Annotated in this window: 20 protein-coding genes; 6 read left to right on the forward strand and 14 right to left on the reverse strand. The window is 65.7% G+C overall.

The annotated features are described in order from the left end of the window. The first annotated feature begins 63 nt into the window (after positions 1-63). From ABD002_RS00300 to ABD002_RS00310, 3 genes are read left to right on the forward strand one after another with little or no spacing between them, the layout of a single operon-like run. Positions 64-1557 carry an efflux transporter outer membrane subunit gene (locus tag ABD002_RS00300; protein ID WP_343785954.1) on the forward strand — a complete coding sequence of 498 codons (1494 nt, stop codon included), beginning with the start codon at positions 64-66 and terminating at the stop codon, positions 1555-1557. Beyond that, positions 1554-2735 (forward strand): HlyD family secretion protein, encoded by a 1182-nt coding sequence (locus ABD002_RS00305; protein ID WP_343785956.1) that lies wholly within the window; start codon positions 1554-1556, stop codon positions 2733-2735. Before ABD002_RS00300 ends, ABD002_RS00305 begins: the two co-directional genes overlap by 4 nt. A gap of 12 nt (positions 2736-2747) precedes the next feature. After that, the gene (locus tag ABD002_RS00310; RefSeq protein WP_343785958.1) at positions 2748-4301 is read left to right on the forward strand and encodes a DHA2 family efflux MFS transporter permease subunit; all 1554 of its coding nucleotides are present in this window, start codon (positions 2748-2750) and stop codon (positions 4299-4301) included. 37 nt (positions 4302-4338) lie between these two features. Here ABD002_RS00310 and ABD002_RS00315 read toward each other — a convergent pair whose 3' ends face one another. The 6 genes from ABD002_RS00315 to ABD002_RS00340 all read right to left on the reverse strand — a co-directional run bounded on the left by ABD002_RS00315 (position 4339) and on the right by ABD002_RS00340 (position 11939). Further along, positions 4339-5235 (reverse strand): hypothetical protein, encoded by an 897-nt coding sequence (locus tag ABD002_RS00315; RefSeq protein ID WP_343785960.1) that lies wholly within the window; start codon positions 5233-5235, stop codon positions 4339-4341. A gap of 217 nt (positions 5236-5452) precedes the next feature. Further along, positions 5453-8650, reverse strand: coding sequence for a WD40/YVTN/BNR-like repeat-containing protein (locus tag ABD002_RS00320; RefSeq protein ID WP_343785962.1), 3198 nt, complete (start codon positions 8648-8650; stop codon positions 5453-5455). Between the two features lie 17 nt (positions 8651-8667). After that, entirely contained in the window at positions 8668-9411 is a 744-nt protein-coding gene (locus ABD002_RS00325) for a hypothetical protein (protein ID WP_343785964.1), read from the reverse strand. 117 nt (positions 9412-9528) lie between these two features. Beyond that, entirely contained in the window at positions 9529-10719 is a 1191-nt protein-coding gene (locus ABD002_RS00330; RefSeq protein WP_343785966.1) for an acyltransferase family protein, read from the reverse strand. Between the two features lie 24 nt (positions 10720-10743). Beyond that, a complete protein-coding gene (locus ABD002_RS00335; protein WP_343785968.1) occupies positions 10744-11046 on the reverse strand; it encodes an Mpo1-like protein in 303 nt (100 codons plus the stop codon). A gap of 17 nt (positions 11047-11063) precedes the next feature. Further along, a complete protein-coding gene (locus ABD002_RS00340; protein ID WP_343785970.1) occupies positions 11064-11939 on the reverse strand; it encodes a pirin family protein in 876 nt (291 codons plus the stop codon). Between the two features lie 72 nt (positions 11940-12011). Between ABD002_RS00340 and ABD002_RS00345 the strand changes: the two genes are divergently transcribed. Next, positions 12012-12968: an MBL fold metallo-hydrolase gene (locus tag ABD002_RS00345; RefSeq protein WP_343785972.1), complete on the forward strand. Its 957-nt coding sequence runs from the start codon at positions 12012-12014 to the stop codon at positions 12966-12968. A 30-nt stretch (positions 12969-12998) separates the two neighbouring features. Here the strand turns inward: ABD002_RS00345 and ABD002_RS00350 are convergent, their stop codons facing one another. From ABD002_RS00350 to ABD002_RS00370, 5 genes are all read right to left on the reverse strand, one after another. Continuing rightward, positions 12999-14102, reverse strand: a complete 1104-nt coding sequence (locus ABD002_RS00350) for a DUF2235 domain-containing protein (RefSeq protein ID WP_343785974.1) — start codon at positions 14100-14102, stop codon at positions 12999-13001. A gap of 107 nt (positions 14103-14209) precedes the next feature. Then, entirely contained in the window at positions 14210-14470 is a 261-nt protein-coding gene (locus tag ABD002_RS00355; RefSeq protein ID WP_343785976.1) for an RNA recognition motif domain-containing protein, read from the reverse strand. A 424-nt stretch (positions 14471-14894) separates the two neighbouring features. Next, positions 14895-15104, reverse strand: coding sequence for a cold-shock protein (locus ABD002_RS00360; RefSeq protein ID WP_343785978.1), 210 nt, complete (start codon positions 15102-15104; stop codon positions 14895-14897). 261 nt (positions 15105-15365) lie between these two features. Further along, positions 15366-16526 carry a DUF4124 domain-containing protein gene (locus ABD002_RS00365; RefSeq protein WP_343785980.1) on the reverse strand — a complete coding sequence of 387 codons (1161 nt, stop codon included), beginning with the start codon at positions 16524-16526 and terminating at the stop codon, positions 15366-15368. A gap of 24 nt (positions 16527-16550) precedes the next feature. Continuing rightward, on the reverse strand, positions 16551-17069 hold the full coding sequence (locus tag ABD002_RS00370) for a DUF2127 domain-containing protein (RefSeq protein WP_343786718.1): 519 nt from the start codon (positions 17067-17069) through the stop codon (positions 16551-16553). A 125-nt stretch (positions 17070-17194) separates the two neighbouring features. Here ABD002_RS00370 and ABD002_RS00375 point away from each other — a divergent pair, with 125 nt between their 5' ends. Then, positions 17195-17827 (forward strand): hypothetical protein, encoded by a 633-nt coding sequence (locus tag ABD002_RS00375; protein ID WP_343785982.1) that lies wholly within the window; start codon positions 17195-17197, stop codon positions 17825-17827. 105 nt (positions 17828-17932) lie between these two features. Further along, the gene (locus ABD002_RS00380) at positions 17933-18253 is read left to right on the forward strand and encodes an EF-hand domain-containing protein (protein ID WP_343785984.1); all 321 of its coding nucleotides are present in this window, start codon (positions 17933-17935) and stop codon (positions 18251-18253) included. Positions 18254-18368: 115 nt separating this feature from the next. Here ABD002_RS00380 and ABD002_RS00385 read toward each other — a convergent pair whose 3' ends face one another. The 3 genes from ABD002_RS00385 to ABD002_RS00395 form a co-directional block, all read right to left on the reverse strand. Beyond that, entirely contained in the window at positions 18369-18668 is a 300-nt protein-coding gene (locus ABD002_RS00385; protein ID WP_343785986.1) for a hypothetical protein, read from the reverse strand. Between the two features lie 83 nt (positions 18669-18751). Then, on the reverse strand, positions 18752-19819 hold the full coding sequence (locus tag ABD002_RS00390) for an aminopeptidase (RefSeq protein ID WP_343785988.1): 1068 nt from the start codon (positions 19817-19819) through the stop codon (positions 18752-18754). A 77-nt stretch (positions 19820-19896) separates the two neighbouring features. Further along, positions 19897-20658, reverse strand: coding sequence for an NAD kinase (locus tag ABD002_RS00395; protein ID WP_343785990.1), 762 nt, complete (start codon positions 20656-20658; stop codon positions 19897-19899). Positions 20659-20689 lie beyond the last annotated feature (31 nt).

Below are 20689 nucleotides of genomic sequence, written 5' to 3' on the forward strand. Positions count from 1 at the left end.
ACGGTTCATCACACGCGACGTGCGGACCGACTGTCCACCCCGATCCCCCGCACCAGTGCCCCGATGACCGCATCCGCTGCTCGTCCGCTCGTTGCCCTTGCCACCGCGCTCGCGATCGCGAGCTGTTCGATTCCCCCGAAACCGGATCTGCCAGACCTGCGCAACGAGGCGCCGCTGGCTGGCGTGGCCGCGCCGCAGGGCGGCGCCTGGCCGGACTCCGAATGGTGGAGACGTTACGCCGACGACCAACTCGATGGACTCGAACAGAAGGCGCTCGCGAGCGCGCCGTCACTCGACGAGGCGCGCAAGCGCTTTGGCACCGCGCTGAGTTCGGTCGAGATCGCACGCGCGGCCGGCGGTGCCTCGTTCCAGGCGAATGCGCAGGCGCAGCGTCAGCGCCTCAGTGAGCACGGACTGATTCCGCCGGAGTTCCTCGGCTTCACCTGGTACAACCAGGGCGACCTCAGCCTGCAGTTCCAGTACGACTTCGATTTCTGGGGCAAGACCCGGGCGGCGGTTGCCGCCTCGGTCGACGAGGCTCATGCGGCCGAGGCCGAACGCAGCGCCGCCGCCCTGCTGCTGACCACCGCGGTAGCGGATACCTACTTCGGCTGGCAGGCCGATCAGGTGCGGCTCGCGCTGGCGAAGGACACGGTTACCGCACTGGAACGCACTCGCGAGCTCGCGGCGAAACGCGTCGCACGCGGCATCGATGCGCCCGACACGGTGCACCAGGCCGACGCACAGATCGCAGCTGCGCGGGAACTCGAGGCCGGCTATGCGGGTTCCGCGCCGATCCGGCTCGCGGCGCTCGCGGCGCTGCTCGGTGTCGCACCGGCGGAACTGCCCGCGCTCGCCGCAAAGCCGCTGCCAATGGCCGAGGCCGCGTTGCCCAATGATGTCGGCATCGACCTGCTCGCGCGCCGCCCCGATATCGCGGCCAGCCGCTGGCGCGTCGAGGCAGCGCTGCAGCGCGTGAACCAGGCGCGCGCCGAGTTCTATCCGGACATCAGCCTCGGCGCGATGGTCGGGCTGTCCTCGATCGACCTCGACAAGCTGCTCACCGGCGGCAGCCGCGTTGCCGGCATCGGACCGGCGCTGCATCTGCCCGTGTTCGGGCAAGGCCGGTTGCGCGCGGCGTATGGAGTCACGCAGGCACAGCTCCAGGCCGCTGCCGCGCAGTACGACGCCGCCGTGGTCGATGCCGCGCGCGATGTCGCCACGCAGGCCCTGAACCTGCAGCAGATCGACGCGCGCCGCGGCCAGCGCATGCAGCAGGTCGATGCAACGCGTGCGCTCGAGGACACCGCTGCCGCCCGCGTGCGCCGCGGCGTCACCGACGATCGCAGCCTGCTCGGAGCCAAGGCGCAGGTGCTGCAGCAGCGCGACGCGGTCGCGACGCTGGATGCGCAGGCGATTTCCGCGCAGATCGCGCTGACCAAGGCGCTCGGCGGCGGCTATCGCATGCAACGCGCGACCGCTCCCGATGCTGCGGGCGGCGACACAACCGAATCCCCGAAACCCCCGATCAACGCCGAACGAGCCGACTCCCGATGAGCGATTCCCCTGCACTCACCGCCGAACAACCGAACGGCAATGGCAACGGAAAGCGCCGCGCGATCCTTCTCGCGATCGCCGCGGTCTTCGTGCTGGCCGGCATCGGCTGGTATCTGCTCTGGCTGTTCGTATTCTCGCTGCGCGAGACGACTGACGACGCCTACGTCGCCGGCAACCAGGTCACGATCTCCGCGCAGGTGGCGGGCACCGTGATCGCCGTGCTCGCTGACGACACCCAGCGCGTCGATGCAGGTCAGGTGCTGGTCAAGCTCGATCCGACCGACGCCGAAGTGAATCTCGCCAAGGCCAGGAGCGCGCTCGCCAACGCGGTACGCCAGGTGCGCCAGCAGACCGAGATGGCTTCGCAGTACGACGCCGGCATCACCGCACGCAAGCTCGACCTCGCGCGCGCCGAAGCCGATCTCACGCGCCGCCAGCCGCTGCTCGCCGACAAGGCGATCGCCCCGGAGGAAGTCGCGCATGCACGCGAGGCTGTCGACACCGCGAAGGCTGCGCTCGACGTCGCGACGCGCCAGGCGGCGGCCTCGCATGCGCTGGTCGATGGGACGGATATCGCGCGGAACGCGTCGGTGATGCAGGCCAAGGCCGCATTCCGCGAAGCCTGGATCAATGCCGAGCGCAATGCGATCGTCGCGCCGATCGGCGGCTACGTTGCGCAGCGCAGCGTGCAGGTCGGTTCGCGCGTGCAGCCGGGTCAGCCTTTGCTCACCGTGATCCCGCTGCACGACCTCTGGGTCGACGCGAACTTCAAGGAAAGCCAGCTCGCACATATCCGCATCGGCCAGCCCGCGAAGGTCGAGAGCGATCTGTACGGCGGCCGCGTCGAATACGAAGGCAAGGTGGTCGGACTCGGCGCCGGCACCGGTTCCGCGTTTGCGCTGCTGCCGCCGCAGAACGCGTCCGGCAACTGGATCAAGGTCGTGCAGCGTGTCGCGGTGCGCATCTCGCTCGATCCGGCACAACTCGACAAGCATCCGTTGCGCGTGGGTCTGTCGACCGCGGTCGCGGTCGACACGCACGACCGCTCGGGCCGGATGCTCGCCAGCGCGCCGGCAAACATGGCCGTCGCGCAGACCGGCGTCTACGAACGCGACTTCGCCAAGGCCGAGGCCGAAGCGGACGCGATCGTCGCCGCGAACCTCCCCGGCGCGCGCTGAGGCAAGACACCGATGGCCGCCGTTCCGAACGAGCGCCCTGCCCTGCCGCCGCTGCACGGCACGCCGCTGGCGCTGCTGACCGTCGCGATCGCGTTCGCGACGTTCATGGAAGTACTCGACATCACGATCGTCAACGTGTCGGTGCCGCATATCGCCGGCAGTCTCGGCGTGAGTCCGCAGGAAGGCACCTGGGCGATCAGCTCGTATTCGCTGGCCAGCGCGATCATGCAGCCGCTGTCCGGCTGGATCGGCAAGCAATTCGGGGAGGTTCGCGCGTTCTGCGTGTCGGCGATCCTGTTCGTACTGATGTCGATGCTGTGCGGCGTCGCGACGAGCATGCCGATGCTGGTCGTCGGGCGCCTGCTGCAGGGCGCCGGCTCGGGGCCGATGGTCGCGTTGTCGCTCAGCCTGCTGCTCAACAACTATCCGAACGAGAAGAAGGGGCTCGCGCTCGCGCTGTGGGCAATGACCGTCGTGGTCGCGCCGATCTTCGGGCCGATCCTCGGCGGCTGGATCACCGACAATTATTCCTGGCCGTGGATCTTCTACATCAACGTGCCGGTCGGCGTGCTCGCGGTGATCATCACCTGGGTTCTGCTGCGTCACCGCGAGTCGAAGATCATCAAGGCACCGATCGACACGATCGGCCTCGTGCTGCTCGTCGTCGGGGTCGGCTGCCTGCAATTCATGCTCGACAACGGCAATGACAAGGACTGGTTCTCGTCGCCCTTGATCGTGACCCTGGGGATTGTCGCGCTCGTGTGCCTGACGTTCCTGATCGCCTGGGAATTGACCGACAAGCATCCGATCATCGATCTGCACCTGTTCGCCAAGCGCAATTTCACGATCGGTGTCGCCGCGATGTCGCTCGGCTACTTCGCGTTCTTCGCCATCAACATCGTGTTCCCGCTCTGGCTGCAAACCGTGGTCGGCTACACCGCGACGTGGGCGGGACTCGCGGCTGCGCCCGTCGGCATACTCGCGTTCCTGATGTCGCCGATCGTCGGCCGCAACCTGCAGCGACTGGAACTGCGCTCGGTGGTCACATTCGCGTTCCTCGTGTTCGCGTTCACCTCCTACTGGTTCGCGAGTTTCCCGATAGATACGTCATTTGGGCAGTTCGTGCTGCCGCGCTTCATCATGGGCATCGGCATCCCGTGCTTCTTCATTCCGTTGAACCAGGTGATCCTGTCCGGTTTGCAGCCGCACCAGCTGGCGTCTGCATCTGGCCTGTCGAATTTCTTCCGCACGATCGCCGCGAGCATTTCGACCGCGGTGAACGTGACGCTTTGGCAGCATCGCAGCGATTACCACCACGCGGTGCTCGCCGAGCACCTCAGCAGCACGAGCGCGGCCACGACCAGCTACGTCAACGGCCTGAGTGCTCTGGGCGGTCCGCTGCAACGTGCCTGGACGGGCGTCGAAATGCTGGTCAATCAGCAGGCACTGACCCTCGCGGTCAACGACGTGTTCCTGCTTTGCACATTCATGTTCCTGGCCATGATCCCGGTGGTCTGGTTCGCGAAGCCGCCATTCGGAAATGTCGCGGCCGGAGCGAGTCACTGAACATCGAGCGCGGTCGGTTTTGCGTCCTCCGGCAGCATCACCTGGAGCCGGCGGATGCACGGCATTGCGCCAGCCGGTCGGGATCCACGGCGGACGGTTTGTCCAGTGCATCGAGCGCGTGACTCAACGCCGCGGGATCGGCGATCTCGTGTCCGCGCCGTGGCATCACCTCGCTCTCCAGATCGAACACGCACCGGGTACGCATGGAGCGCTGGCTGACCAGATCCGCGTGGCGATTGAATTCGTCGCGTTCGCCGGTCAGGTAAACCAGCCGCGTGGATTCCTGGAACCGGCGGAACAGGTCGGCGGGCGGCAAAGGCACCTGCTCATCGCCGATGGGGTCGCTGCCGGCGTTCAGCAGCGCGCCGCGGAATACATCCGGATAGGCCAGCGCGATGCGCAGGGCGACGCGCGAGCCGCCTGACAGGCCGCCGACATAGATGCGCCCGGGGTCGAGCGGATAGCGCCGGCGAATGTTCTCGTAGGCCAGCAGCGCGAGCGGCACGCGTCGATCGAACACGTTGGCGTCGTTGCCCGAATTCGCGGCACTGACATAGATCAGGTGATGCCGATCCAACGCCGGCGACCAGCTATCGGGCAGCTTCGCCTGCGGCCACGGCGGCACGAAAACCAGGAGGCCATAGCCCGTTTCAGGAGGCGCGCCTTCTGGGACATGGACGACGAACGTTTCCTGCGCCAGATCGATCGGCTGTTCGCGCAACGCATGGCCCTTCGCGGCCAGATAGGCCTGCGCGCGCTGCAACGCCAGCGGCGTCAACATGCGACGCGCGATTTCAGCACTGCGCGACAGCGGCGAGTAGTCGGTAAAGGTTACATTCTGCAGAAGCCCCGTCGCCGCAGGCTGGGCAGTCCATCCGTTGCCTGCCGCCGCGCAACTGCCGACAGCGACGAACGTGATAGAGCTGCGCGCCACCAGCAGCGGACCCTCATCATGGCGCGTGCGCCGACACGTCAGACCTCACTGCGACAGGACGATCTCACATCGCTGGCACGTATATCCCGCGGGCGGGCAATGGAACGACCGGCGAGCTCGGGGGTCCACTCCCGCGTCGCAGGCGTCCTGCGCTGCGACGCACCGCACTTCGCGCTCCGGATTGCACCGGAACGCGAAGTGATCCAGCGACTGCGCTTCAGTCGCGATCCCACGGCGCGTGCGCTTCCTCGCGCTCGGGCGAACTGGTCGTCGCCATCGCCGGCGCGGCCGCCGGCACCTTGATCTCGGGCAGCGTGGATTCACGCAGCTTCGCGTTGGTCTTCTCGAGATCGCTACTCTGGAAGTCGGCGAACTGTTTCTCGACGTCGCCGAGTTCGCGCTTGAGCGCATCGATGCGCGCCAACTGATAGTCGGTCGGCTTGCCGTCGTAGGCCATGATCGAGCCGTACAAGGTATCCATGTGCTCGCGCAGGCGTTCCTCGCCGGTGATCGCACCGCCTTCCTTGGTCGCGACGATCTTCTTGCGGATCTCATCGGCCTTGGCGGACAGCGCGGCGAGCTGCTTGCGCGTGGCATCCGTTTCGGGAAGTTTCGCGGCTGCCGCATCGGCTTGCCCGCGCACCGCGTTGATCTTGAACACGAGGTCGCTCATGTCGCCAAACAGAGCACGCACGTGCATCGCGGCATCGTATTGCGCACGGCGATCGACGACCGAGTACTTGGCGCGACGATCGAGGCCGACATCCATCTTCGTCTCGTAGACGTCCTTGCCCTTGGTCATGCGCACCGTGTAGGTACCGGGCGGAACGCGCGGACCTTGCGTCGAGTTGAACGCGATCTGCGCGGCGGGCGGCACGTGCGGCGGCTTCACGCGCATCGACCAGGTCACGCGATTGATGCCGCGGCGCACGCTGGCCGGAATCGTGTCGATGAGTTCACCCTTGTCGTCGAGCACGTCGATTTTCAGCTTGCCGAACAGATGACGACCCTTCTGGTAATAGGTGATCTCGGCACCGGTCGCGGGGTTCGGACCGCTGAAGGCTGCATCGCCCTCCGACCAGCCACCGAACGAATTGATGCGCTGCTGCACCGGCCGCGTCGCAAGGAACGCAGCCTCGCTCGCCAGCGTCTTCGCATCGAGCGCGCGCAGCGGAGTCAGGTCGTCGACGATCCAGATGCCACGGCCATGCGTCGCCAGCGCGAGCGAAGCGTCGCGGTTCTGGAACGCGAAGTCGCGCACCGCGACGGCCGGGAAATCGCCGCCCTTGAACTGCGCCCACTCCCTGCCACCGTCGATCGAGATCCAGAGGCCGAATTCGGTGCCGGCGTAGAGCAAGTCCGGCTTGACCGTGTCCTCCTTGATCACGTGGACATAACCACGCAGGCCCTTGTCCTTCGAGGTGCCCAGTGCAGTCCAGGTCTTGCCGTAGTCGCGTGTGCGGTAGATGTACGGCGCCATGTCGCCGAAGGTGTGACGGTCGAACGCGACCAGCGCGCTGCCGGCATCGAAGCCGCTGGCCTGCACCCACGACACCCAGGCATGCTCCGGCAGACCCTTGACGTTCTTCACGACGTTGGTCCAGCTCTTGCCATCATCACGCGTGAGCTGCACGTTGCCGTCGTCGGTACCGACCCAGATCACCCCTGCCTGCTTCGGCGATTCGCTGATCGAGTAGATCGTCGTGTGCATCTCGGCCGCCGAGTTGTCGACCGTGATGCCGCCCGATTCCTCCTGCTTCTGCTTCACCGGATCGTTGGTGGTCAGGTCCGGCGAGATGCGGTCCCAGCTCTGGCCGTGGTCACGCGAGCGGAACAGGAACTGCGCGCCGATGTAAATCGTGCCCTTCTCGTTCGGGCTCAACGCGATCGGTGTATTCCAGTTCCAGCGCAACTTCTCGTTGTAGTTCGCGGTGGGCTGGATGCTGCGGATCTCGTGCGTATAGCGGTTGACGCGAGCGATCGTGCCGCCCTGGTACTCGGCGTAGATGTAGTCGGCATCGGCCGGATCCTCGAACATCCAGAAGCCGTCGCCGCCGTACATGTTCTCCCAGCGCGAGTTGGTCACGCCGCCGGGATACGCGCTGTCGCCGACCCAGGAACTGTTGTCCTGCAGGCCGCCGTAGACATGGAACGGATCGGAGCCGTCGGTGCTGACATGGTAGAACTGCGACACCGGCAGGTTGTTTTGCTTCCACCACTTGTTGCCGCCGTCCCAGGACTGCCAGAGGCCACCGTCGTCGCCGCTGATCACGTGCTGCGTATCGGTCGGGTCGATCCAGATGATGTGGTGGTCGCCGTGCGTGCCGCCGCCGACGTTCGCGAAGCTCTTGCCGCCATCGAGGCTCTGGATCAGCGCCAAATCCGGCTTGAACAGACGATCGGGATTCTTCGGATCGACGATGAGGTTGGCGAAATAGAACGGACGCCAGACCATCATCTGGCTCTTGTCGCGCTTGTCCCAGGTCTTGCCGCCGTCATCGGAACGGTACAGCGCCGAATCGGTCGATTCGACGAACGCGTAGACGATGTTCGCTGCGGACGGCGCGACCGTGACCGCGATGCGTCCGTAGGGCTTCTTCGGAAAGCCCTTGTTGGCTGCATCGGTGACCTCGGTCCACGAACGGCCGGCGTCCGCGGAGCGGAACAAGCCGCTGGCGGACGGCGCCTCGGCGGAATCGCCACCGGAACGGAACGTCCAGCCCTTGCGGCGGAAATCCCAGAGCCCGGCGAAAACCACGTTCGCATCCTTCGGGTCGAAGCTGATCGAAGAGCAGCCCGTCGAAAGGTTCTTGCCCTTCAATACCAGGTTCCAGCTCTTTCCGCCGTCGGTCGTCTTGTACAGGCCGCGGTCGGCCGAATCGCTCCACAGCTTGCCGGGTACGCAGGCGTAGACCGTGTTGCCGTCACGCGGATCGACGAGGATCTTGGCGATGCGCTCGGAGTTGTCGAGACCGACGTGACTCCAGGTCTCGCCGCCGTCGGTCGACTTGTAGATGCCGTTGCCGATCGACACCGAATTGCGCGTCCACGGTTCGCCGGTGCCGACCCAGATCGTGTCGTGCTGCGACGGATCGATCGCGATCGCACCGATCGACTGCACCGGCTGCTTGTCGAATACGGTTTTGAACGTCGTGCCGCCGTCGGTCGACTTCCACACGCCGCCCGAGGCAGCGCCAACGAACAACGTGGTCTTGCCGTCTTTGCCCGGCACCGCGTCGAGCGCGGCAATGCGCCCGCTCATCGTCGCCGAGCCGATGTTGCGCGCGCCGAGACCGGAGATGACGCCGGCGTCGAAGCGCGGCGCCGGCGTTCCCGCCGTGCCGGCGAGCGCGACACCGCCGAACGAGACGGCGACCAGCGCCGACAGCGAAACCTTGCCGATAATGGATGTCATGGTCGTAGGTCCCCTGCTCATTTGCCGGCACCGGCGTGCGCCGCCGGGAATGCGAACTGGCTGTCGTCGATCGGTGCATTCGCTTCGGCATGCTCGATCGTGGTCTGCGAGCGACCGTCGCCTTTGGTTTCGGTCGCGATCGAGAACGGGAAGTACACGCCGGCGACCTGTTCGTAGTCGCCATAGTCGGTCACGCTCTCGACCTGGGTGCCACGCACGCTGCGCTGCGCGACCGTGCGGATCTCGAGGAAATGGTCCGGATCGAGGTAGACGTATTCGACGTCGCCGTTCTTCAGCGTGACCTTGAGCTTGTGCGCGTCAGTGCCGTCGACGTCCTCGGTGCCGAGGTATTCGATCTTGCTGCCGCGCTCGTGCGCGCCGATCAGCTGCCCGGCGATCGGTGCATCGTCGGCGAGCGACTTGGCATCATCGGCCGACATGCGTTCCGGATCCTTGCGGCCCTGGAACGGAGAGATCTGCCAGGCCTCCTTGCCGTCCCAGGCCTGCACTGCGGTCAGGCCCTGAATGCTGGCCTCGCTGCGCACGGAGTCGGGTGCCTTCTGGTATTGCGCCAGCCGCAGCTCGAACTGGCCGCCGAACAGCAGCTTGCCTTCGGTCTTCAGCGTCTTGATCACGGCCACCTTGTCGGCACCGCCGCGCGCCGCGAGATTCTTGGCGAGCAATTCATCGAGGCTGGTCGCGTGCGCGCCCGCGGAGGCGAGCATGAGCACGAACAAGCCACTTCCCAATCGAATGGACATGCGATTCTCCCGGCTTGGGCCGGTTCGCGACGTGAACCCCTGCAACGCACGCTCGCGATCCGGACATGGACACGTCGAGAGTATCGGATGAGTCTCATCCACGCGATGGGCAGAAAGTCATGCCGCCGGAGGCGCTGGCTCGTTCCCCGGCACGAAGCGCACGGTTTCCGCGAAGACCGCACCTTCGTCCTGTGCGCTCCGGCGTGCCCGATACTGCGCCCAGCGTGACGCGATGCGGTGACCGCATGCGATGCTCGGCTTTTCGACAAAGCGGTACACACAGGCGGCGACCACGATCGTCAACGCCGCGTTGACGAACAGGTACACGCCAAGATGCTGCGTACGCCACCACGACGTGGCCGGCTGTTGCAGCAACCACCACCACAGCGCCATGAACACGACCGGATGGAACAGATAGATCGAGTAGCTGATCCGTCCCAGCCAGTCGGTCAGTCGTGTCGATACCCGCAGCCAGCTCGTGCCGCCGATGAACACGGCCATTCCGAGCGCGCACGGAATCCATGCGTCGCGCTCGGCTCCGGTCATCAGGAGGCCGGCCGCCGGCAGGATCGCGAGATACCCTGCGAACAAGGCATACACGCTCGCACGCAGCCATGGCGCGCGCCGGGCTGCGCCATCGACCACGCAGGTGCGGTAAAGCGTCCCGCACAGCATGATCGACAGGTAGAAGCATGCAAGCGACACTTTCGCGTCCAGCAGCGGCATGCCCAGCGAGCGCGTCACCTCCGCCAGCGCATGGGCCAGACCGAGCCCAATCGCGAGCGCGCAGACACGACGCATGTTGGCCAGGCTGTTGGTCAGCAACAGCACGACGCACAAGGCATAGAACGTCCACTCGGCGAGCAGCGTCCAGTACAAGCCCTCGGCCGGACGCGCGCCAAGCACGTTCTGCAGCAGCGTGAGATTGATCGCGAAATCACGCGCGCTGAACTCGTTGCCCCAGATCCAGAAACCGGTGAGCGCACCGAGCGGTATCGACAACCAGTACGCCGGATAGATCCGGAAGAAACGCTTGATGACAAAACTGCCGACCGCCGCCGGGCGCCCGGCATGCATGCTGAACGGGATGACGAAACCGCTGATCAGGAAGAACACGATGACGCCGATACGGCCGACATCGACCGAATCCGCGATGGCGCGCAGCCAGCGCCCGCCGGCCATTCCGCTGGGGTCGGCGTGCACGTAGATATCGGCCACGTGTCGCCACAGCACCAGCAACGCGGCGATCGCGCGCAACGCGTCGATGTGACGCAGGCGCCGATCCTCTCCCACAAGGATGCTGTTCATGCGGTGATCATCGCGCAGTGCAACTCAGAGCCGCACACGGCCGCGCAGGATGTCCCAGTACATCACCCAGTCGCCGGCGAGGCTGTAGAAGGGTTGCTGGAACGTGGCCGGGCGATTCTTCTCGAACGCAAAATGGCCGATCCAGGCGAAGCCATAGCCGAACAGCGGCGCCAGCCACAGCCAGCGCGCATCGTGCATCAGCACTGCGGCGGCGACCGTCGCCAACACCAGCGTGCTGCCGACGAAATGCATGCGCCGGCAATTCCGGTTCGAATGCTCGGACAGATAGAACGGGTAGAACGCACGGAAATTCGCGTAGCGGGACATCGGAAACCTCGCAACCGTCAACGCTCCGGCAACGGGATGAATTCCGTCTCGCCGGGTACCTGGCCGAAGCGCTGCGCGAGCCAGTCGGCCTTGGCGCGTTCGATGCGTTCCCGGCTCGACGCGACGAAGTTCCACCACAGGTAGCGCTCGCCATCGAGCCGCGCGCCGCCGCAAAGCAGGAGGCGCGCGCTATCCGTGGCCACGATCTCGACGTCGCCCGTGCCGGGCAGAACGTACATGCGCTCGGCCAGCACCGCTTCTCCGTCGATGCGTGCCGTGCCACTGACGACATAGACCGCGCGCTCTTCATGTTCAGCCGGAACCGCCAGCGTGGCGCCCTGCGCGAGCTCCACGTCGACGTACAGCGTCGGCGCATAGATGCGTACCGGCGACTCCATCCCGAACGCGCGACCCGCGATCACGCGCAGACGTACGCCGTCGTGCGTGGACTCGGGCAGCACCTGCGCGTCGTAGTGACGGAACTCCGGCGCGTCATCTTCGTGCGCCAGCGGCAACGCGACCCAGGTCTGGATGCCATGCATGCGATGGCCGGCGGCGCGCTCCGCATCCGGCGTGCGCTCGGAATGCACGATGCCACGGCCGGCGGTCATCCAGTTCACGTCGCCGGGACGGATCACCTGCGCGAAACCGAGGCTGTCGCGGTGGGTCAACGCGCCTTCGTAGAGATAGGTGACCGTGGCGAGGCCGATATGCGGATGCGGACGCACGTCGAGTCCGCGGCCCGGCGGCAGCTCGGCCGGGCCGATATGATCGAAGAACACGAACGGCCCGACGTTTCTGCGCAGGCGGAACGGCAGCAGGCGGCGCACCATGAACCCCTCTCCGAGATCATGCAGACGCGGTTCGATCAGTAGCGGTTTCTCGGGAGACATGGAGCGCATGACAAGATGACGATGCATCATGATGCCATCATCGGGCCCGCGGTGAGAGGAATCTGTCCACCCATGCAGGAATCATCGCCGTTTGAATATCTCGGTGACGGCATCACCGCCATCGATATCGGGCTGGGGCGGCAACGCTTCGGCGCGTGCTATCTGATCGAGTCGAACGGTGCCGCCGCGCTCTTCGATGCGGGCACGAACTACAGCGTGCCGAGAATCCTGGCGGCGATCGCGGAACGCAGCCTCGCGCCGGATGCCGTGCGCTATCTGATCGCGAGCCACGTACATCTCGACCATGCCGGAGGCATCGGCGCGCTGCTGCGCGAGCTGCCGAACGCGAGCGTGCTCGCGCATCCGCGCGGTGTACCGCATCTGGTCGATCCGTCCATGCTGCAGGCAAGCGCCGAGGGCGTCTACGGCGTCGACGTGGTGGCGCAAACCTATGGCGAGCTGGTGCCGGTTCCGGCGCAACGCATCCGTGCCTTGGCCGACGACGAATGCATCGATCTCGATGGACGCACGCTGCGCTTCATGGACAGCCCCGGACATGCACGCCATCACCTGACGCTGTACGACGAAACCAGCGCCAGCTGGTTCACCGGCGATTGCTTCGGTATCAGCTACCGCGATTTTGATGGCGGCTCGGCACCCTTCATCTTTCCGACCACGAGCCCGATCCAGTTCGACCCGGACGCGATGAAAGCGACGATCGCGCGCATGCTCGAGCGAACGCCGCGCGCGATGCTGCTCACGCACTATTCGCGCGTCGAACACCCCGTCGAACGCTCGCGGGCATTGATCCGGATGATCGACGCGCAGGTCGAACTCGCGCGCGGATTCCACGGCCGCGCCGACGCGGTCGCCGCGCTGACCGAAGCCTTGCAACGGCTGTATTTCGCCGAAGTCCGGCGTCTGGGTGCGCCGGTCGCTGAAGCCGAATCGCGACGTCTGCTCGCGGTCGATGCGGAACTCAATGCGAAGGGCATGCTGATCTGGCTCGATCGCGAAGGAAAAGCCTGATCAGTACGGCAGGCGTCGGCATCGCCGACGTCAGGCGGTGATATCCGGCGGCAGCGCAATCGCGCGATTGCGCACGGCCTGCACCAGCGACGGCGGACGATATGCGGTATCGACACGCCAGCGCTGCCAGACCGAGTCGTCCACGGTTTCGTTGACACCGCCGCCGAGCACGCGGTCTTGCGGCGGTTTGACCAGATGGTAGAGGCCATCCATGAATTCGCGCCAGGAATCGCGCGGCACACCGAGGTCTGCGTCAGGTGGCGGCTCGCACAGCGTGCTGCAGCCGAGTCCGGCGCCGAACGCCTTGCGCTGCAACCAGGCCAAGGCAAGATCGGGCAACGGATCAGGCGCGCGGCCGACGCCATCGCGGTCGTTGCCGCCGCCGACGTCGCCGTGCGAGCCGATGAACCAGCGCTGCTCGATCTCGATCTGTCCCGCCTTCTTCGAGGTCAGCGTTTCTCCCGGCCCCAGCGTCGCCGGATTGCGCGTCCACAAGGTCGGCGCGAAGTCCGCGCGGCGTTCGTCGAGTGCCAGTGCATGGTAGGCGTACTTGACGATGCTGCTGAGCTCGGTGTCGTGGAAGCGATAGCGGGCCCGTGCATAGGGAAACCACGACGCGACATCCGGAATGCCGAGCGCACCCACGGTTTCCCATACGCCGATGCAGCGAATCTCGATCTCGACCGAATGCTGTGACCGCCAGTCGATCGCCTCGGCAGCATCCGGGTGGATGTCCGTGCGGTAGAAATCGTAGGCCGTGGACACATCGGCGGCGGAGACCGCGCCACTGCCGTTACGCTTCAGCAGCCCGCATTTGCGGATCATGCCGCCCAGGCTGCGCGCCGTGTACGCCCCACGGCTGAAGCCGAACAGGAAGACCGCGTCATCAGGCTGCCAGATGCCGGCCAGCCAGCGGTAGCCATCCTCGACGTTGCCGGACAGCCCGAGGCCGAACGCGCCGCCCAGCCAGTGCTCGATGCCTGAAGCCACGCCGACACCGGGAATGTACTCGACCTGTTGCGCGGTCCCGCCCGCCGGCGTGCCAAGCAACCGGCGCAGACGTTCGACATTGGTGTTCGATTCCGGCTTGCTCCAGGTGCCGTCGAACAGCAGGACAAGGTTGCGCCCGGCCACGATCCCCTCCGCCACGATGCCGCATTGCCACCCGCCGCACTGGTGCGGATCGCAATCGCGTCCGCTTAGCGACGCGGTCGGTCGCTATGGCCCGGATTGTGCGCCTGTCAGCGCCGGCCGCGCTGCGGACGGTCGCTGGCGAGACCGACGCGCAGGGTCGCGCCGTCCTGGGTCGAACCATCGAGGCCCGCGATCGCCGCGCGCGCCTCGTGCCCCTCCATCGCGAGTTCCGCAAAACCGCGGCACTCGTTCTTGAACGGATCGGTAGCGAGCTTGAGCTTGTGCACGCGGCCGAACTTCGCAAACAGTTCGGTGACGGAATTTTCAGTCGCACTGCGCGGCAAACCACGCACGTTAAGGGTCAGCATTGCATATCTCCTTGACCTTTTGGCTGCCGCCAGGATCTTCCGGCAAACCTTCGAGAAGTCTGCAAGGCCGGGCATCCCGCCGTGGCCTGCAAACAAGCGGTCGCGGCAAAAGCCGCGCCCATGTGTCGTGACAGGCACTTGCGCGCCCGTCGCGGCGGCACTTCCTGTGCCCGAGCGGTCTTGCACCGCTCCATTGTCGACCTATCCAGATGGAGGGACAGGATCGATTTTCAACTCTTCACGCAACACACGCCGTGAGCACTTGGCGTCGCAAGCATCGGATAAACAAGGGAATTCCTGCCGATACCCATCAGCAGTCGCCCCCTGAGGCCGCGACGCTGGTCCCCGCGTGCGCGGGCTCGATCAAAAAAGAAAGGCCGCGGCGCGAACGCCGCGGCCTTCGTCTTGTAACGGCAGCGTTGCTTCAGGCGGCAGTCACGTCCTCTGCCTGCAGGCCCTTCTGGCCCTGCACGACGCGGAACGAGACCTTCTGCCCTTCGGTAAGGGTCTTGAAACCGGTACCGCTGATCGCGCGGAAATGCACGAACACATCCGGCCCGTTGTCACGGCTGATGAAGCCGAAACCCTTGCTTTCATTGAACCACTTTACAGTGCCCACCTGACGATCCGACATGAAACTCTCCACGTGACTAGGTTGAAAATTGTTCATCCCCTTCAAGGGCATGTCGAACACTGGGTATGCAGGTGTACAGGTGAAGCGATGAAGCGGATCGTCGATCGGCGCTGCATCGGGTCACGAAACGCTGGGTGACCGTGCAAACACAGCGCAGCCAGTCTACCCGATTGTCAAGCCGCTGCAAAAGCTGGTGATTCGAACGAATCCACAATTCCCAATGGCTGCCCCGCTGCTGCCAACCGGGTGGTCCCGGAGCTCTCAGTACGCCTGGATGGCCGGTGGCGGGGCCCTCATGAAACCCGCCCAGGCTGAGGCAAGCGCCGGCAGGCCGCCCGGATAACGCGCATCGAGCAGGTTTTCGACCGCTATTGGCCGGCACGGGTCCGCCTGCTGGCCCGCGAGGAGCGCCGCCAACGCCGCCCTGCCGATGGCGTCGCGCATCAGCAGCGCCACCAGTGCATAGGAACGCAGATAGCGCTGCTCGCGGCCGGATGCGCCGCCATCCGCCGCGTAGAAGTCCGCACCGTCCCGCGCGAGCAGGTCGACCAGTGCATCCGAGCCATCGCCGCCCGGCGCGGCGCCGACGATTGCAGTGCGGTCGGCGCCGATGTCGATCTGCCCACCCATGCCGCCGACGCGGTAACGGCCGAAGTATTCGGCCAACCCCTCGTTGATCGACGTGGGCAGGTTGCCGATCGACTCGTGCGCCAGCGCATGTGTGATCTCGTGGCGCAGCACCGCGAAGCTCGCCTCGTCCTGTGTCTGCATGCGCACGTAGATCGTGCGCTGCGCCGTGGAATACGCGCCCGCGGACGTCGCCAGCGCCGGATCGCCGATCAACCCTGCATAGGTCGACGCATCCTTCACGAAAACCACTCGCAGCGTTGCGGCCGATGCGGCGACCCCGAGCGCATCGCGCAGCACACGCTGCACGCCGAGCGCATCGGCAACCGCGCGCTGCTGCAACTGGTCCGGCAGGTTCATATCGTAGCCTGAAGCCTGCACTGCGACCGGCGGCAGCCCCTGCACCTCGATGACTCGATGGTCCTTCACCGACGCGGCTGGCGGCTGGTCGGAATAGTGGGTGATCCCGGATGCATCGACCCAGCGATGCACGGCGATCGCACTTGCGGGCGCGTTCGCAGCGGTGTGCGCGAGGCAGGCCGCGGTCTGCTTGGGCAGGGCTTCGATCGCCGGCGCCATGGAGACGACAGGCACCGCGGCGACCTTTGCCGACGTGGTCGGTGTCGACGCCGGCTTCGGCGGCGCATCCGCTATGGCGCGGCGCGACGGCGCGGACGTGGCGTCCTCCGCCTGCTCGTGCCGGCAGCCGATCAACCCGAGGCCGACGACGAGCGCGATCGTCCATGCATGCCTGCACCACCGCGGTGGCGAGCGACGGCGTCGATCACCGTTCATCGGCGCCGTTCCGCCCCCGCGCATCTAGCGGATCTCCGCCGGCGCTCGCCGGCGCAGCAAATGGATCAGGTAGATGATGACCGCGACGTTGACCACCAGCACGACGAGCTTGAACAGCGAGAAACGGCGCAGCAGCTCCCAGATTTCGAACGGCAGCAACAGGCTGGTCTCGGCAACGACGAGGTACTCGGCCCAGCGCTTCCCGAACCACAAGCCCACGCCCTGCACGGCATACAGTGCCGCGTAGACGAGCGCCGCCGAACCGAACAGGCGGAACTGGTGCGGACCGAGGCCGAGCAACCAGTCGATCGCACGCATCGAGAAGCCGTGTCGCGTCGGCCAGGTCAACGATTCCAGCCAGCCACCGAACCACGCAGCCACCTCGGGCCGGACCAGATCGAATGCCGCCGCAGCCAGCATGGTGCAAGCGACGGCTTTGACCAGTTTGTACAGCGCGATCAGGGCCAGCGCGCGCGGGCGGGCATCGTGTCCGGCCGCGATGCCCGGCCGCGGTTCCGGCGAATCGATACGGGTGGACGGCATGGACACGTGGCGACATCAGGGAGCAATGCGCGCACCATACATCAGCGGATGAGTCGGAAACTTTGCGACCCTTCCGCCGTCGCAGGATCCGCTCGTTCCCTCCCCCACGCCATGGAGCCTTGAACATGTCTGCAGCCGGTTGTCACCCGCAAGCGCCGCACACGAAGCTTCGCGTTCCCGACTGGTTCGTCTCGAGTCTGATGCTCGACCGCGCGCTCGACGCAATCCTGCGCCGCGTCGGCAAGCTCGATCGCAGCCACGACGTGCCTTACCTTGCCGGCTACAGCCGCGACGGCAAGACGATCTACATCGATCGTCATCTGCCGAAGAGCTTCGTGCATCGCGGCCGGCGCATCGAGGTGGACCGCTACCTGATCCTGCACGAGGAAGTTGAGAAGACCCTTATCGACCAGCTCGACCTGCACTATCTGCACGCGCACCAGATCGCGACGCGCGCCGAGGAGGCCGCGGTGCTCGCCGAGCGCATCCCGTGGCGCGTCTATGACAAATTCATGCAGAAATACGTGAAGTCGATCGGCGACGAGCGCCTCACCAAAGTGCCGGCCGATCTCGACCTGAAACCGTACCGCGATTACCACGATTACGAACTGCTGCAGCGCATGCAGGCCGCAATCGACAAGAAGCGGCTGCCGCGGGCCAGCGCGAAGCTGCGCGGAGAACTGGCCGACTACGCAGCCGCATTCCGCGAGGAACATCGCATCGAGCGCAAGCGCGCGGCGCCGGTTCGGCGACGTTAAGAATGCCAGGGCGATGATTTCAGGCGTTCGCTGCAACGCCGTACGACGCGGATTCTTCGAGCGGCACTGCGGGAACGCCTTCGTCCAACAGCCATGGTGAAGCCGATGAAACTTCGAACATACGCCCTGGTCCCGCTCGCGCTGTCCTGCACGGCTGCCTTCGCGCAGGAAAGGAGCCCGGACATGCACACGACAACCTACGATACCCGACAGGGCGAACTGATCGTGCATTGGGGACAGCCCGCGCCAAGGAGCTACGGCCCTCCGCCCGCGTTCGCGCAACTCGACCGGCATGGCGTCGGCTACATCACCAGCGACGAGGCCGACGCGTATCCACCGCTCGCGAACGACTTCATCTACGCGGACACGAACCGCGACGGTCGCATCAGCCGGGCCGAATACGAGCACTGGCTGAAATCACGCTGATCCGCGCGGTATCCCGCGCCCCGCGAGGCACGGGTAGGCTGGAACGGGAACGGCCGTCCGCTCCGTCAGAGCGGACGGCCAGCGAGAGACCAGCGAGGGAATCGGCGCGGATTTGTCAGTGATGTGAACCGCGGCCACCATGCCACCTTCCGCCACCGTTCCACCCATGGCCGTGATGATGGTGGTGAAAATCGTCGTAGAAGATGCCAAGGCCGAACGACGGATAGCCGTAACCATAGCCGTAATAGCCAGGTCCATAGTCGTAGTAGTACGGCGCGCTGTAGTAGGTCGTGCCGTAGTAGGCGTCGCCGTAGTAGCCGTCGCCGCGCACATAGCCGTAGTCCGGGCCGTAGACGCAGCCGCCAAGGACCAGAGCCGCCGTCATCAACACTGCGGATTTGAGAACCGGTTTCATGGCGCGATCCTCCAACGACCTCGTCGACAAGACAGTACGCCTGAGCACGTAAATGCCTGCTGAGCACCCGGATTTAGCGCCGATCAATGCAAAACCGAATCGTGCGGCGCCGCATCGCGTGCTGCGAGTTCCGCCAGCACGCGCTCGCGCTCTGCTCCAGGCAGCAGCGCGAGCTTGCGCACGTGCGCATGGAACGCCGCCCACTGTCCGCGCACGTCCTGGAACAGCCGCGCAAAGGCGGACACCCAGCGTTCGTACAACCCGAACGGGACCAGTTTCGCGTTGTTGATCGGTGCAGCGACCCAGGCGTCGTAACGCCGGTCATCGCCCCAGCCGGCATCGCGCAACCGTGCGTAGCGCAGGCGGAAGTCCACGAACTCGCGTTGTTTCGCCGGGCGCATCTCGTCCACCGGAAGTTCCTTCGCAAACAGCACGCGCAGGCGCTCACGCAAATCGAGCACGAGGCGCGTGAACGCTTCGTCGTGCGCATGTCGGGTTTCGTCCGGCGCAGGCAGGCCGCGTTCCGCACGCCATTCAAGCAAGCCCTGCTCCTGCACGAAGCTCGCATACGACTCGTTGAACGCGGTATCGCCCTTCACATAGAGCTGCTGGTGCGCGAGCTCGTGGAAGATCACGCCGTCGAGTTCGTCGTCGCTCCAGCGCAGCATGCTGGAAAGAATCGGATCGGCGAACCATCCCAATGTCGAATACGCGGCGGCTCCCTCAATCGCGGTATCGTCGCCCTGCTCCACGAATCGCTTCTCTGCACGCTCGGCGCGCGCACGGTCGAAGAAGCCGAGATAGGCGACGCAACCGGCGAATGGAAAGCAGTGCGTGACCGGATCGACCGAGAATTCCGGCGTCGCGAACACGTTCCACGTCACGTACGGCCGGCCGAGATCGACGTAACTCGTGTAACTGCGGTTGCGCGGCAAAGCGAGATGGTCGGATGCGAATGCACGCGCCGCCTGCGCCTGCTGCAACCGCGCGCGCAACTTCGCATCGGCGGCCGGGTCGGCGATGATCACAGCGACCGGCATGCGCGCAGCGAGCAGGCCCAGCTCGCCGTGTGTCACATGCGCGTAGTAGCGCAACGTCGAGCACGCGCTCGCAGCGACTCCGGTAGATGTGATGAGCAGCAGCCTCAGCATCGGCGCGGCACCGCGCAATCGCTTCGGAAGGCAGGGACCCGGCATCGCCATGTCTACCCGCTCAACCAGCTCCGTGGCTACAGCTCGAACTGCTCGTTGAGGATGCGTTCCTCGAGGTTGTGCTCGGGATCGAACAGCAGGGTCATCGTGCGTTCGCGCGACTCGCGGATGCTGACCTCGACGATATCGCGCACCTCATGCGAATCCGCGGTCGCACTGACCGGCCGCTTGTACGGATCCAGGATCTCGAACTTCACCTCGGTGACCGCCGGCAGGATTGCGCCGCGCCAGCGCCGCGGCCGGAACGGGCTGATCGGCGTCATTGCCAGCAGCTGCGAACCGAATGGAAGGATCGGCCCGTGTGCGGACAGGTTGTAGGCGGTCGAACCGGCCGGTGTCGCGACCAGGACGCCGTCGCAGATGAGTTCGTCGAGCTTGACCACGCCGTTCAGCGACACTCGAAGATGTGCAGCCTGCTTGGTCTGGCGCAACAACGAGACCTCGTTGAACGCAAGCGCCGAGATCGTGCTGCCGGCCTCGTTCGCCGCCTCCATCAGCAGCGGGCGCAGCACGGCTGGCTGCGCGCGTGAGATGCGTTCGGGAAGATCGGCGACGTGGTGCTGGTTCATCAGGAACCCGACCGTGCCCAGCTTCATGCCGTAGACCGGCAGCGCACGCGCCAAGTGCCGATGCAGCGTGCGCAACATGAAACCGTCACCGCCGAGCGCGACGACGACCTCGGCCTCCTCGATCGGCGCATCGCCATAGCGCGACGTCAACGCCGCACGCGCGGCCTGTGCTTCCTCGGTCTGGCTGGCGACAAATGCAATGCGCTTCATCGGATTCCCTTCTCAGGGCGACGCCGCGAAC

Source organism: Dokdonella soli, from assembly GCF_039523175.1.
GTDB classification, from domain to species: domain Bacteria; phylum Pseudomonadota; class Gammaproteobacteria; order Xanthomonadales; family Rhodanobacteraceae; genus Dokdonella_A; species Dokdonella_A soli.